Consider the following 14,123-nt stretch of genomic DNA (forward strand, 5'->3'; position numbering starts at 1 on the left):
GGCGATATACGCCGTGATGCGCGACCGGGTGCCCTACCGGGAGTAGCGTCGAAGGTTGACAAAACTATAGGAACACCCAATGACTAGGTGGGGGAGGCGTGCGACAATGGTGGGCGTTGTGTTGTCCGCGCTAAGGAGTTGCCATGTTGTTGTGTCCCGTTTGCCATGATCCGTTGGTGGACGACGAGCGCGGTGCTGCGTGCGCGGGCGGACATCGATTTGACCGTGCGCGCGAGGGCTATCTGTATCTGCTGCGCTCGTCCAAGAGCGGCGACTCCATGGGCGATCCCAAGTCGCAGGCGCGCAGTCGTCGCGACTTTCTTAACCGCGGCTACTACGCGCCGTTGCGCGATGCGATGGTCGAGCTGGTGCGCGAGCAGGTGTCTGGACGTGCAGCGACTGCGAATGGCCCCATGACGCTGCTCGATATTTGCTGCGGCGAGGGCTACTACACCAGTGCCATGGGTGCGGTGCCGGGCGTGGATGCTTATGGGTTCGACCTGGGCAAAGAGATGGTGCGTCTGGCCGCCAAGCGCGGCGATGCGACCTACTTCGTGGCCAACATGAAGGACATCCCCGTGGCCGATGGCACCTTCGATATGGTGACCGAGCTCTTTGCTCCCTTTAACGAGCGTGAGTTTGCTCGCGTGCTGGCACCCGAGGGGTCGCTCTATACCGTTATACCGGGTGCCCGTCATCTCTTTGGGCTCAAGGAGGTGCTCTACGACACGCCATATCTCAACGATGAGAAGCTGCCGAAGACGACCGAGCTGGAGTTGGTGGGAACGCAACGGGTGTCTGCGAACATTACGCTCCAGACGCAGGCCGACATCGAGGCGGTGTTCCAGATGACACCGTACTACTACCGCACGCGCCCCGCCGACAAAGAGCGCCTGGCAAACCTGGACACCCTTCAAACCGACATCGACTTCATCATCGCCGAGTACCGCCACTAACCTACCAAAAAGGGACAGGTTTATTTTGGCAGGTTTTATCTGGGCAAATGCAAAGGGCCGACCGCGGAGATGTGCGATCGGCCCTTTTTAGTTGCTTGGCTGCAGAGGCTATGAGAAGCGAGCGCTTACAGGCGGTCCTTGTTCTCGGCCTTGACGGCGTGCGCCTGCTGAACAAAGAACAGGTCGTACACCACGATGACAAAGGCGCCAAAGTTGATGGCGTCGCCGCCAAACGCGGGAAGCGTGAGCACGGCCTGCGCAATCGTGGCGATTGCGGCGACGATGCCGAGCTTAAACGCGCCATCCACCTGCGAAGGCTTGTTGGCGCCCTTGATGCCCGCAACACCTGCGGCAAGATCGACAAGACCCTTGATGACAAGTACGGCCGCGGCGAGCATGGCGTTCGGCCCGTACGTGGAATCGAGACTGCCTCGGGCGATGCCGACGCCGGCGATGACGAGGCTGGCGATGCCCAAAACAAAGTAAATGAGGGCAAGGATTTTGAGTGTCTTGCGAGCGTAGCTCATGGCTGGATCCTTTCGATACGAGTACGGCCGATCTGGCGTACCCCCTGTGCTGCACATATGGTGAAGCACATTGTAGTTCAACGCGGCGGCGCATGCGTCTGAAAGCGCTTTAGGCCTGCGCACCTCAACCTTTCAAAAAGGAAAGCTGGACGTAAGTCAAATCGATGGCAGCTCATGTGCGGCGCTGCGATGATGAGGATGTAACAAGGAGTTGGTCTAAGGAGGAGCCATGATGTACGGAACAGGGCAGGCGCGCGAGCCGCAATCGTTGGGAAGGCGCATGAGCGATTCTGTGATCGCTGCCGTGTGCACGGGATTGATGGCGGTGCTTTGCATTGGGATGCTGTGGGCCATGTCGCATGTGGGACAATAGCGGACGATTGGGTGCCGACACATGCGGCGCTCACGTATCCGCTTTGCTTGCTAAGGAGTACCCATGGGCGTCGTCGATCCCTTTTCTGTTGCTCGGGCCGCGGGGCTTGAGCTGATCGGGAAGCCCGAGGGCCTCACGCTCACCGACGGTGCGATGGAGTTGCGTGCCGATTTTGGCCGCATGCTTCCACGGCTCAAGCAGGGCCGACTGCAGCAAGAGCTACTGGTGAAGGCTGCGCGCACAAAAGGCATCGAGCAACCATGGGCGATTGACGCCACGGCAGGCTTTGGCGAGGATTCGCTGCTGCTGGCGGCAGCGGGCTTTACCGTCGATCTGTATGAACAGGACTGCGTGATCGCGGCGCTGCTCCAGGATGCCCTGGATCGCGCGGCAGATGATTCGGCGCTTGCGGCCGCCGTGGCGCGCATGCACTTACATGCGGGCGAGGACAGCATTGCCGGCCTTCGCCATACAGCTGAGCTGATCGGGCAGGGCGAGCTTGCCGCTCCCGACGTGGTGTATCTGGACCCCATGTTTCCCGAGCGCACCAAGAGCGCGGCGGTGAAAAAGAAGTTCCAACTCTTGCACCATTTGGAACAGCCGTGTGCCGATGAGGAGACGCTGGTTAAAGCTGCGCTTGCGGCGCGCCCGCGCAAGGTCGTTATCAAGCGGCCGGTAAAGGGACCGCTGCTTGCCGGCGTTAAGCCGAGCTATCAACTTGCGGGCAAGGCCGTTCGTTACGATATTTTGGTGCCGCCGCGCCCGTAGCTTGCGCGCGATAGCTGGCGCTCCGTCAGTGCCGTGCCGAAGTGGCGCCTATTTCCAAGGGTGCGACGTCAGGTGCCATCCGCCGCAGTATTCGCATTTGTAGCAGGCCAAACCGCGCCGTCCGCGGTTTTCGCAGTCGGCCATAACTGCCTCGGCCTCGGCGCGCGTGTCGTAACGGTTTTTGCGCTCGCACGACTTGTAGCGCCAGGCTTCATCGCGCTCGGCGTCTAGTGCGTCGCGGCGCACGTCTTCGCGTGCAAACAGGTCGCTCATATCGCCGCCCGTGGCAGCGCCTAAAAACTCGCTTTTGGCTTTTGACCAGGCGGCTCGCTTTTTGCTACCCATCTGCTTCGCGCCCTTCTCAAAACGTTGGTATCATTGCTCAATCAAAGTGATACCAATAAACGTGAGGTCGCCGCGTGATGATCAGAAAAACCCTCGATACCGACATTCCCGCCGTCATGGCTATCTATGACGCGGCCCGCGCCTTTATGCGTGCGCATGGCAACGCCACGCAGTGGCCCGAGGGCACGCCTTCTGCCGAGCAGCTGGCTGCCGATATCGCCGCCGGTGGCAGCTATGTGTGCGAAGTCGACGGTCGCGTGGTGGCGACGTTTGCCTTTTTGCCGGGCCCGGACGAGTGCTACGACGTCATCGAGGACGGCCAGTGGCGTAGCGACACTCCGTACGCCGTACTGCACCGCGTGGCGTCCGACGGCACCGTGCACGGTATCGCGGCTGCGATGTTTGCCTTTGCCAAGGAGCGCGCCGACCATCTGCGTATCGATACGCACGCGGACAACCTGCCCATGCAGGGCGCGAGCATGAAGGCGGGGTTCGAGCGCGCCGGCGTCGTGTATGTGTCGGACGGCACGCCGCGCGTCGCGTTCGATTGGCTGCGCGAGGCATAAGAGCGGGGACGCGTATCAACAATCCATGTACATGAAAATGGCCCCGGGTGGGGCCATTTTTGGTCGCTGCGCTGTTAGGGGAGGTGCCGGCTTTCGCAAGGCGCGAACCTACGAAAATCGCCGCGCGGCAACGCAGGGCGATGAGCTCGGTCGGGGGATAGGGCCCGCTTCGCCCGCCGGCTCGTAAATTGTATCATCCAGTGTGGAACGAGAATGCCTGTCGCCGTGCGCGACGGGCTTGCAATAAGAGGAGAGCCATGTCGAAGCAAGCGGTCGTTGGAATCTTGGCGCATGTCGATGCCGGCAAGACTACGCTGGCCGAGGCCATGCTGTTCAACGCAGGTCGCATTCGCAAGCGCGGCCGTGTGGACGACGGCGACTCGCACCTGGATACCAACGCTATCGAACGCGAGCGCGGCATCACGATTTTCTCGTCGCAGGCCGTGCTCGACCACGGAGATGCCAACGTCATGCTCGTGGATGCACCGGGGCATGTCGATTTTTCTGCCGAGGCGGAGCGCACGTTGCGCGCGCTCGACTACGCGATTTTGGTTGTGGGCGCCAACGATGGCGTGCAGGGACACACCGAAACCCTGTGGCGCCTGCTTGCGCGCTATGACATCCCGACGTTCGTCTTTATCAACAAAATTGATTTGGAGCATCCCGGCCGCGATGTTTTACTGGCACAACTTGGGCAGCGCCTTTCCGAGGGCTGCCTAGATGCCAGCGAACTACTGGCGGGTGGTGCCGTTCAGGAGGACGCTGCCGCGTTGGACGAGGCAGCCCTCGAGGAGTTTCTTGAGACGGGTGAGCTTTCTGTCGCAACGCTGTCGCGCATGGTTGTCGAGCGCAAGCTCTTTCCCTGCTTTGCCGGCTCGGCGCTTAAGGATCAGGGCGTGGGCGAGCTGCTGGATGGCATGTGCACGCTGATGCGTGAACAGGCGTGGGCCCCGGAGTTCGCCGCGCGTGTCTATCGTGTCAGCCGAGGCGTTCGCGGCGAGCGCTTGGCCTGGGTTAAAGTGACCGGCGGCACGCTGCGCGCAAAACAGATGATCGAGGGGTGCTCCGGTGCCGAGGTATGGGAGCAGAAAGTCGATCAGGTGCGCATCTATAACGGCGAGAAGTACGAGCTTGCCCAGGAAGTTGCCGCTGGCGGTATTTGTGCCGTGACGGGTCTTGCGCACGTTCGCCCGGGGGACGCCTTGGGCGCGGAGCCCGCGGGCGATGCGCCCGTCATTGCGCCGATCCTCACCTATACGGTGCTGCCGAACGAGCACGATGTCCATACGGTGTTCCAAGCGCTGGCTGAGCTTGCCGACGAAGATCCCATGCTCGGCGTAAGCTGGAATACGCATCTTGAGCAGATCCATTTGCAGTTGATGGGCGCCGTGCAACTCGAGGTCGTGCAGCGGGTGTTGGCCGATCGCTTTGGCCTTTCGGTTGCGTTTGAGCCCGGCGGCATTCTCTATAAGGAGACTATTTCGCGGCCGGTCGAGGGCGTGGGCCACTTTGAGCCGCTGCGCCACTATGCCGAGGTGCATCTGCGCCTGGAGCCGTTGCCGGCGGGTTCGGGTGTGCAGTTTGGCACCGTGACCTCGACCGACGAGCTCGATCTTAACTGGCAGCGTTTGGCACTCACCAACGCTATGGAGCGCGACCACCTGGGCGTGCTGACGGGCTCGCCCATCACCGATGTGCGCATTACGCTCACGGGCGGCCGCGCGCATGCCAAACACACCGAGGGCGGCGATTTTCGCCAGGCCACGTACCGCGCGATTCGCCAGGGTTTGATGCGGGCGCGCGAGGCCGGCGCGGCGGTGTTGTTGGAGCCGTGGTATCGCTTTGAGCTCGAGGTGCCGGGGGAGTGCGTGGGCCGGGCGCTCTCGGATGCCACGCGCATGAGTGCCGAGTACGAGCCGCCGACGATGGCGGGAGACCGGGCGAAGCTTGTGGGTCGCGTTCCGGCATCCGAGGTGCAAGATTATGCGCTGGAGGTGGCTGCCTACACGAGCGGTCGCGGGCATCTGTACCTGGAGTTCGCCGGTTATGCGGCTTGCCATGATGGCGAGCGCGTAATCGAGGCTGCCGCCTACGAGCCCGAGGCCGATCTGCCCAACACGCCCGACTCGGTCTTTTGCGCCCACGGCGCCGGCTACACGGTCAAATGGTACGACGCACCCGCTGCGGCGCACGTAAAGGTCGATCCCGCCACCTTCCGCCCCTGGCGAGCAGCAGACGCCGAGTTTTTCGGCCACATGTGACAAAGGGGCAGTTCCTTTGTCACATGCTATTGGTATAACTCGGTATAAGTTGGTATAACTGTTACCAGGGTTTGCCAATCCGAGGAGGCCGATATGAATCCAAATCCCTTTAAGCCCACAGCTGGTAAGCGGCCTCCGATACTCATCGGTCGCGAGTCGGTCATCGAAGATTTTGAGGAAGGGCTCGACAACGGCGCCGGAGCGCCGGGCAGGCTCATGCTCATTACGGGAAACCGCGGCTATGGCAAAACGGTTCTCCTGCGGGAGCTGCAACGTCTAGCCAGCGAGCGCGGATGGGCGGTTGTCTCCGATTCCGCTTCGCTTGGTTTGTGCGACCGCTTGGCCGACGCGCTTCGCTCGAATAAACCCGTTGTGACGTCAATGGAGTTTGGGCCGTCGTTTGGCCGGATGTCGGTCGAGGCGGCGCGGGCAAAAGGCGAGACATTGCGAGGGCTGGTCAACGAGCGTCTCAAGAAGCTCGGTCCGGGCAAGGGCGTCTTGTTTGCGATTGACGAGGCACAATCGGTGTCTATCGAGGAACTGGCGGCTCTTGCCGTCCTCTATCAGCAGGTGCTCGGAGACCAGGATGCCACGGGCTTGCCCGATAGCGACCAGCGCGGTCTTGCGCTGGCGTTCGCCGGCTTGCCCAGTATGGTTGACGATCTGCTCGAAGAGCCGAGCGTGACGTTTTTGCGGCGTGCCCAGCAGCGTACGTTGGGGGCAATATCTTTGCCCAAAGTGCGCGATTCGTATATCCAGACGGTCAAAGACGCTGGTCTTTACGTTGACGCGGAGACGGCGGACCTTGCGGCGCGCAAGAGCATGGGGCATCCCTATATGGTTCAGCTGGTGGGCTATTACATGTGGCGGTCTGCTGTCCGGCGTGGCTCGCAGGTCATTGAAGGGTGCGATGTCGAGGTTGGTCATGCGGATGCCGTCTCTGAGTTCTACGAAGCGGTTGACGCACCTCTGTATTACGGTCTGCGCAGCCCTCAGCGCCTCTTTATCGAGGCTATGGCGGTTGACGAGGACAAGCCGACGCGCACGGCGGATATCATTGAGCGCTGCGACCGTACCCAGAGCTGGGCGAGTAAATATCGCGCAAGCCTGATTCGCGAGCGCGTCATCGAGGCCGCCGGATACGGCCTTGTGCGGTTTACCGTGCCCATGCTGGGCGAGTATATCCGCGACCGCGTTTTATGGCATGAGTAGGGTGATAAAGGTGACGGAACAGAAGATGAGCCCGCAGGCTATCGAGGTGCGCGGTGCACGTGTCCACAATCTCAAGGACATCGATATCGATATTCCGCTGGGGAGGCTCGTGGGCATTGCCGGCGTGTCGGGCTCGGGCAAGAGCTCGCTGGCGCTGGGAGTTCTTTATGCCGAGGGCTCGCGCCGTTACCTGGAGGCGCTCAGCACCTATACTCGACGTCGCCTGACGCAGGCCGAGCACGCCCAGGTGGACGAGGTATTGCACGTACCGGCGGCACTCGCGTTGCATCAGCGTCCCAGTGTGCCAGGCGTGCGCTCGACCTTTGGTACCATGACCGAGCTCAACAACAGTCTGCGTTTGCTCTTTAGCCGCTGTGCCCATCACGTGTGCCCACATTGCGGGGCGCGTGTGGAGCCGAGCCTTAACGTGGCTGCGGGCCTGTCGCTCACGTGCCCCGCATGCGGCCGCGAGTTCTACGCGCCGAGTGCCGAGGACCTTGCCTTTAACAGCGGCGGTGCGTGCCCTACCTGCGGCGGCACCGGTGTCATGCGCGAGGTGGACGAAGCGAGCCTGGTGCCCGACGAGTCAAAGACCATCAACGAGGGCGCGGTGCTTCCTTGGGGCACACTCATGTGGGATCTGATGAAGCAGGTGGCTGGCGAGATGGGCGTGCGCACCGACGTGCCGTTTAACCAGCTCACGCCTCAAGAGCGCGACATCGTGTTCCACGGTCCGGCGGTTAAAAAGCACATTCTCTACGTTCCCAAAAACGGCGAGGGCGCCACGCCGCTCGATTTTACCTATTACAACGCTGCCTATACCGTCGAGAATGCGCTCGCCAAGGTTAAGGACGACAAGGGCCTCAAGCGCGTGGCGCGCTTTTTGCGCGAGGGGCCATGCCGTGACTGTGGCGGCACGCGTCTCTCCGAGGCCGCACGCCATCCCCAGGTGCGCGGTATCAATCTGGCGCAGGCCGCGGCTATGACGCTGGGTGAGGCGATTGAGTGGGTGCGCGGGGTGCCCGCATCCTTGCCGGCCGAGATGCAGCCCATGGCGACGGATATCTGCGATTCGTTTTTGAGCACGGCCCGTCGACTGGTCGATCTGGGCCTCGATTACCTTTCGCTCGACCGCGCCGGTGCCACGCTCTCCACGGGCGAGCGTCAGCGCGTGCAGCTCGCCCGCGTGGTGCGTAACCGATCGACGGGCGTGCTCTATGTGCTGGACGAGCCCTCGATTGGCTTGCATCCTGCCAATGTCGACGGCCTGGTAGGCGTGATGCGCGATTTGGTGGATGACGGCAACACCGTGGTCGTTGTCGACCACGACACGCGCGTACTGGCGGAAGCCGACTATCTGGTCGAGATGGGCCCCGTTGCCGGAGCAGGCGGCGGCAATGTGATCGCCGCGGGCGCGGTAGGCGAGGTCGAAGAATCGCAGGGCAGCCGCATCGCCCCATTTTTGCGCTCGGAGCCTGAGCGCTTGCGTCCGCAGGTGCCTGACGACGAAATGTTTGACCGGGGCCATATCCGCATGGCGACCGATGCCATCCATACCGTCAAACCGCTCGAAGTCGATATCCCGCGCGGTCGCCTTGTCGCGGTGACGGGCGTTTCGGGTTCGGGTAAGACGACGTTGGTGCTCGAGACACTCATCCCGGCACTTAAGGCGCAGGCAGCCGGCGAGCGCCTGCCAAAACACGTGCGTTGGGTCGATGCCGAGGGCATTGCACGTGCCAACCTGATAGACGCCACGCCCATCGGTGCCAACGTGCGCTCGACGGTAGCGACTTATGCCGACATCCATGATGAACTGCGTCGCGCCTTCGCCCGCACGCCCGAGGCCAAGGCAGCCGGCTACAAGGCAGGCGCATTTAGCTACAACACTGGCGCTTTGCGCTGCCCTACGTGCGATGGCACGGGCTCGATATCGCTTGACGTGCAGTTTTTGCCCGATGTCGAGATCGTCTGTCCTGCATGTCGTGGCTCGCGTTATGCGGATGCCGCCTCGCATATCCATCGCGAGGGCAAGGACGGCAGCCTGCTTACGTTGCCGCAACTTATGGATATGAGCGTGGACGAGGCACTCGATGCCACGGTAGGACTCAAGAAAGTCCAGGCGCGCCTGCAGACCTTGCGCGACCTGGGGCTGGGATACCTGACACTTGGCGAGCCCACGCCGGCGCTCTCGGGCGGCGAGGCGCAGCGCCTTAAGCTTGCGAGCGAGATGGGCCGCGTGCAGGACGATGCCGTATTCGTATTCGACGAGCCCACGATTGGCCTGCATCCGCTCGATGTTCAGGTGTTGCTGAGTGTGTTTGATGGCCTTGTTGCCAAGGGCGCCACGGTTATCGTGATCGAGCACGACCTCGACCTTATCCGTAACGCCGATTACGTGATCGACATGGGTCCGGGCGGTGGCGACGCGGGCGGGCAAATCGTCTGCACCGGTACGCCGGGCGACATCACGGCCTGCTCCAAGAGCATTACCGGTCGCTACCTATAACCGAATGTGACAAAGGGGCGGTCCCTTTGTCACATTCCCGGAAAGCCTGTCTGACGGAGGGCTTCGTAGAGGACGATGGCGGCGCTGTTGGAGAGGTTGAGTGCACTAATGCGGTAGTCGGCCGGGTCGATAAAGTTGCCGCAGATATCCTGCCGAAGGATGGCTTCGTGGCTGTCCTCGGTATGCCCCAGCGATTCCTCGTGGGCTTCCCAGACCTCGGCGTTATCGAGTGAGTCGCAATCGCGCAGCATTGGGATGCGCTCGCAGCGCTCGGACGCCGCGGCAAGCAGTGGTTCGGGAATCCCCGAGCTCTCGCTGCCAAAGACCAAGTAGTCGCCATCGCGGTAGGTGCTTTGCGCATAGGTGCGGCGTGCCTTTTTGGTCAGCAGATGCAGGCGCTCGTCGGCGGGGGAGAGGCCGTTGCGCGCAAGAAAATCCTCCCAGCCGGCATAGGTCGTCACGTCCAAGTTTTGCCAATAGCCCAGGCCGGCGCGACGCACCGTCTTGTCGTCGAGCGAAAAGCCCAGCGGCTCCACCAGATGCAGGCGGGTACCGGTGACCACGCAGGTGCGGCCGATATTGCCCGTATTGGCCGGAATTTCGGGCGCATACAGCACAATGTTGAACATAAATCTCCTTGGCTCAGAACGAAAAACCACCACGAAGGGCACCTTCGTGGTGGTTTGGCGGTTACGTAGGCGAAAAAATGCCCGCTTGGATAAACCTAGGCGCGGTGCCAGTCGGTCAGGCAGGCATCGAGGGAGGCGATGAGCGCATCCTTGTCCATGTGACGGCCGATGATGCACAGGCTCGTCATGCGGTCGCCCGTCTCGTCGTCCCAAATCTGCATGATCTCGGGGTTCTCGTCGATAATCTTCTGCTTCTCGCCCTCGGGCGCAGAATCGACAAACAGACCGTTCTCCATCAGGCGCATCTGGTGGCCGGCCTGCTCAAACATGTAGCACATGTCCGGATTGCCGGTCTGCCACAGCGGGCCCTTGACGCGGATGACCTCGTCGGGCCACTCCTGCTCAACAAAATCGGTGAACTTCTGCAGGTCAAACGGCTTGCGGCGCGAGTACACAAAGGTCTCGATGTCGTACTCGAGCACCTCGGGGTCGTCGTGCTCCTCGGGATGCTCCATGGCCTCGATCCAGGCGGCGGAGTTGTAGGCGCGCATAAAGTCGAAGCGGTCGGTGTCGAGCAGCTCCTCCATGGGGACCTCGCCGTTTTGGGCCTCGACAATCACGGCGTCCTTCTGCAGGCTGCGCACGATAGCCTTGAGCTCGGCGATCTGCTCAGGGCTCACGGTATCGGTCTTGTTGAGGATCAGCGTGGAGCAGAACTCGATCTGCTGGATGAGCAGGCTCTCGATGTCGTCCTCGTCGATATCCTCGGCCAGCAGGTCGCGACCGCCGTTGAACTCGTCGTACATGCGGGCGCAGTCGACCACAGCCACGATGTTGTCGAGTGCAAGCTTGGGCTCGCCGCCCACCTTGGCCTCGTCGCAGAAGCTCGAGATGGTGTAGGCGATGGGGATAGGCTCGCAGATACCCGAGGCCTCGATGATGATGTAGTCGAACTTGCCCGAATCGGCGATGCCCTGCAGCTGGTTGGCAAGGTCGTCCGAAAGCGTGCAGCAGATGCAGCCGTTGGTGAGCGGGATGAGGTCGTCGGTCTCGGAAAGGCCGCCGTCGGCGATGAGGCTGGCGTCGACGTTGATCTCGCCGATATCGTTGACGATCACGGCGGCGCGGATGCCGCCGTCGTTAGCGAGGATGTGGTTGAGCAGTGTGGTCTTGCCGGCACCGAGGTATCCGGTAAGCATGATGATCTTCACGGGTTTGTTGGGCATGTGCCCTCCTTTGTTAGACATGGCTTACAGTTGAATCTTATGCCAAACGCCTGCTCTTATACCCACGCGCCGGCAAATAACACAGGCTACTCCCAGGCTCCCCATACATCGGGGCAATAACCGACGGTGGCCTTTTTGCCGTTGCGCACGATGGGCTCGGCTAGAACCTGCTGGTTCTCGAGCAACTTGTCGAAGCGCTGGCTAGGGGTGAGGTGCTGGATGAGCGCGAGCGTCTCCTCGTCCTTGGCCTTGGGGTTGAGCAGCTTGTCGATGCCGCCGACCGCCTGCATCACGCTCGTGAGCTCGCCTTTGCTCATCTCCTTTTCCTTAAGGTCGATAAACTGCACCTTGATGCGGCGCTCCTTAAAATAGCGCTGGGCCTTCTTGGTATCGAAGGACTTCTTGGTGCCAAAAATCTGGATATTCATGTTCCGCCGTTCTAACGAATGAAGTTGGTGCGCTCGCGATCGGCTTCGGGGGCTTCGATGCCGGCAGCCTGTCCTGCCTCGATACAATGCAGGAGCCAAGCCATGTTCTTGCCGATGTTGCGCATGGTGGCCAGGCCCTCGGCGTCCTGGGCGGCCTCGCCCGGCATGGCACCAAAGACGTTGTTCCAGTATGTGGAGGCCACCACGGGCATCTGGTTGATAGTGAAGTATTTGTTGAGTACATCGAAGGTGGTCGACGTGCCGCCGCGACGGGCGACGGCGACCGCGGCACCCGGCTTGTGCACAAAGGCCTTGCTGCCAGCATAGAATGCGCGGTCGAGAGCCGAGAGGATGCGTCCGCTGGGATGCGCATAGTAGACGGGGGAGCCAAAGACAAAACCGTCTGCCTGCTCGGCGGCAGCGATGAGCTCGTTCACCACGTCGTCGTCAAAGGTGCAGCGACCGCCAAGCTTGCCGCACTGACCGCAGCCGATGCAGTCGCGGATGGGCTTGGCGCCCAGTTGGAATACCTCGCTGTCGATGCCCTCGGCTTTAAGTTGCTCGGCGACTTCGGCGAGCGCGCGAGCGGTGTTGCCGTTTGCCTTGGGGCTGCCATTGACCAAAAGAACCTTCATCACAAACTCCCTCTGCTGTTGGTGACTTCTGCAGAGGATTATCGCACGATGGGGGAGGCGGTGCGGGCGTGGTGCTAATCCAGTTTGGTACCTGGCACCTGCACGGCTTTCCCGAGCAACACTTTGAGCTCGTTCAAAATGGAAACGGGCTGTCGGTCGACGGTATCCAGATGAAGCGTGGCCACGCGAAGGGGCGGCTGATATTCAAATGAGCCAAAGAGCACGGGAGAGCCCAGGAACCGCTCGATTTCCTTTGCGATCGCGTCGGTCTCTTCGGGATCGAATTCGTCGAAAAGCGCCACGAACATCGGTCCGGTCGAGCGGAACAGACGACCCTTACCGCGCGAACAATCCATGAGGCAGGCGGCGCTCTCCGCCAAAACGCGGTCGCCTGCATCAAAGCCAAAGCGGGCATTGACCTGAGCGATATCGTCGATTTTAATGGCGACCAAGCCCGCCTTGCGCGCGACGCGACGCATTTCGCCAATGGCGTTGACCAGGGCGTGGATGTCGCCCAGGCCGGTCACGGAATCGGTCGTATCTGCCAAGCTGCGGTTGATAATCATGCCCACGTACATGTTGGGCTCGGTATCGGTGCCGTCCAAGCGGTAGCCCGTGCAGTCGCAAAGCACGTATGCTTCGGTGGCATCCATCACGCGATACTGCATGTAGTGGAAGTGCCACGTACCGTTTATCACCATGTCGAGCTCGGCGCGTACGTTGTCGCGGTCCTCGGGGTGAACGCGGGCAAGCCACAAGTCGAGTGAGTTGTAGGGATGCTGGGAGGGCAGGTCAAAATCGCGTACGGCATTAACCGACCATTGTGATTCGCCCGTATCGAGATTGAGGATAAACGGATAGCGCGTCTCGGAGCTCATAGAGATCGCTTGGAATACGCGGTCGTTGCACGGAAGCTGCTCGGCAATTGGGTGTGGCGGCGCGTCATTGTCTTTCGGTTGCTGCACACGATGCATAAGCTTATAGCGATACATCTTGCGATCGGCATCCATCGTCATCTGGCGACGCGTGTCGCCGGCAAGTGGATTGACGCGCGAGCAGCCAAAGCTAAAGCTAGCGATCATGGGCGCCTTGCCACCTGAGCTCGCCTCGATCAGCCCGGCACGTACCTGCTCCAAGCGCTGCTCGAGTTCAGTCTCGTTTGCAGAGAGCGAGATAAGCACAAACTCGTCTCCACCGATACGGAACAGCATCTCATCGTGCTCCATGGTTTCGGAGAGCGTGCGACAGATGCTCAGAATATAGCGATTGCCTTCGGCGTGGCCAAACCTATCATTGCAATGCTTGAGATGGTCGATGTCAATATAGGCGCAGGTGAAGGGGTCGCCTTTGCGCCAGAGCTGCTCGACGTGACGGTCGAGTCCGCCACGGTTGTCCAAGTTGGTGAGCGGATCGATATAGGCGTTGCACTCAAGCAGCTGGCGCTCTTGTTGCAGGATGGCATGCGTCTTTTGCAGTTGCTCACCAACGGCGCGTAGCTCAGCAGGCAGCACGGAAACATCGAGTTCGGCGGTCGAGACACCATTCGCAAGTCGCTGAAGATAGGCAATAATCGATTGCTCGCCCAAGCGATATGACTCGTTCATGATGAATAACCTCCTTGGGCAGAACAACGGTTTGTATCATATCCCCAATTCGGTTTGAATTGGGGATATAAGTTAGCTAATGGAGAC

Annotated in this window: 14 protein-coding genes; 7 read left to right on the top strand and 7 right to left on the bottom strand. The window is 61.1% G+C overall.

The window, feature by feature from the left end; all coding sequences use genetic code 11:
• Positions 1 to 143 precede the first annotated feature (143 nt).
• Complete coding sequence (locus tag DXC99_RS05985) at positions 144 to 956, top strand: putative RNA methyltransferase (RefSeq protein WP_117629600.1); 813 nt, start codon at positions 144 to 146, stop codon at positions 954 to 956.
• A 125-nt stretch (positions 957 to 1,081) separates the two neighbouring features.
• On the opposite strand, the gene DXC99_RS05990 is transcribed toward DXC99_RS05985, so the two are convergent.
• Positions 1,082 to 1,483, bottom strand: a complete 402-nt coding sequence (locus DXC99_RS05990) for a hypothetical protein (RefSeq protein WP_117629601.1) — start codon at positions 1,481 to 1,483, stop codon at positions 1,082 to 1,084.
• Positions 1,484 to 1,712: 229 nt separating this feature from the next.
• Between DXC99_RS05990 and DXC99_RS10365 the strand changes: the two genes are divergently transcribed.
• Both DXC99_RS10365 and DXC99_RS05995 read left to right on the top strand, forming a co-directional pair.
• A complete protein-coding gene (locus tag DXC99_RS10365) occupies positions 1,713 to 1,856 on the top strand; it encodes a hypothetical protein (protein WP_158549061.1) in 144 nt (47 codons plus the stop codon).
• A 63-nt stretch (positions 1,857 to 1,919) separates the two neighbouring features.
• Positions 1,920 to 2,624, top strand: coding sequence for a class I SAM-dependent methyltransferase (locus DXC99_RS05995; protein WP_117629602.1), 705 nt, complete (start codon positions 1,920 to 1,922; stop codon positions 2,622 to 2,624).
• A 48-nt stretch (positions 2,625 to 2,672) separates the two neighbouring features.
• Here the strand turns inward: DXC99_RS05995 and DXC99_RS06000 are convergent, their stop codons facing one another.
• On the bottom strand, positions 2,673 to 2,969 hold the full coding sequence (locus DXC99_RS06000) for a hypothetical protein (protein ID WP_117629603.1): 297 nt from the start codon (positions 2,967 to 2,969) through the stop codon (positions 2,673 to 2,675).
• Positions 2,970 to 3,046: 77 nt separating this feature from the next.
• On the opposite strand from DXC99_RS06000, the gene DXC99_RS06005 reads away from it, so the two are divergent.
• The 4 genes from DXC99_RS06005 (at position 3,047) to DXC99_RS06020 (ending at position 9,514) form a co-directional block, all read left to right on the top strand.
• On the top strand, positions 3,047 to 3,535 hold the full coding sequence (locus DXC99_RS06005; protein WP_117629604.1) for an N-acetyltransferase: 489 nt from the start codon (positions 3,047 to 3,049) through the stop codon (positions 3,533 to 3,535).
• Between the two features lie 257 nt (positions 3,536 to 3,792).
• Positions 3,793 to 5,796: a translation factor GTPase family protein gene (locus DXC99_RS06010; protein WP_117629605.1), complete on the top strand. Its 2,004-nt coding sequence runs from the start codon at positions 3,793 to 3,795 to the stop codon at positions 5,794 to 5,796.
• 93 nt (positions 5,797 to 5,889) lie between these two features.
• A complete protein-coding gene (locus DXC99_RS06015) occupies positions 5,890 to 7,008 on the top strand; it encodes an AAA family ATPase (protein ID WP_117629606.1) in 1,119 nt (372 codons plus the stop codon).
• Positions 7,009 to 7,018: 10 nt separating this feature from the next.
• Positions 7,019 to 9,514: an excinuclease ABC subunit UvrA gene (locus tag DXC99_RS06020; protein WP_233505681.1), complete on the top strand. Its 2,496-nt coding sequence runs from the start codon at positions 7,019 to 7,021 to the stop codon at positions 9,512 to 9,514.
• A 29-nt stretch (positions 9,515 to 9,543) separates the two neighbouring features.
• Here DXC99_RS06020 and DXC99_RS06025 read toward each other — a convergent pair whose 3' ends face one another.
• The 5 genes from DXC99_RS06025 to DXC99_RS06045 all read right to left on the bottom strand — a co-directional run bounded on the left by DXC99_RS06025 (position 9,544) and on the right by DXC99_RS06045 (position 14,036).
• Positions 9,544 to 10,143: a tRNA (cytidine(34)-2'-O)-methyltransferase gene (locus tag DXC99_RS06025; RefSeq protein ID WP_117629608.1), complete on the bottom strand. Its 600-nt coding sequence runs from the start codon at positions 10,141 to 10,143 to the stop codon at positions 9,544 to 9,546.
• A gap of 95 nt (positions 10,144 to 10,238) precedes the next feature.
• Positions 10,239 to 11,369 carry a GTP-binding protein gene (locus DXC99_RS06030; RefSeq protein ID WP_055286648.1) on the bottom strand — a complete coding sequence of 377 codons (1,131 nt, stop codon included), beginning with the start codon at positions 11,367 to 11,369 and terminating at the stop codon, positions 10,239 to 10,241.
• Positions 11,370 to 11,455: 86 nt separating this feature from the next.
• The gene (locus DXC99_RS06035) at positions 11,456 to 11,797 is read right to left on the bottom strand and encodes an arsenate reductase family protein (protein WP_022093957.1); all 342 of its coding nucleotides are present in this window, start codon (positions 11,795 to 11,797) and stop codon (positions 11,456 to 11,458) included.
• Between the two features lie 11 nt (positions 11,798 to 11,808).
• A complete protein-coding gene (locus DXC99_RS06040; RefSeq protein WP_089572906.1) occupies positions 11,809 to 12,432 on the bottom strand; it encodes a flavodoxin family protein in 624 nt (207 codons plus the stop codon).
• A 74-nt stretch (positions 12,433 to 12,506) separates the two neighbouring features.
• Positions 12,507 to 14,036 (bottom strand): diguanylate cyclase domain-containing protein, encoded by a 1,530-nt coding sequence (locus tag DXC99_RS06045; protein ID WP_089572908.1) that lies wholly within the window; start codon positions 14,034 to 14,036, stop codon positions 12,507 to 12,509.
• Positions 14,037 to 14,123: the final 87 nt, after the last annotated feature.

The sequence above is a fragment of the Collinsella sp. TF10-11AT genome (genome assembly GCF_003437565.1).
Taxonomy (GTDB): Bacteria; Actinomycetota; Coriobacteriia; order Coriobacteriales; family Coriobacteriaceae; genus Collinsella.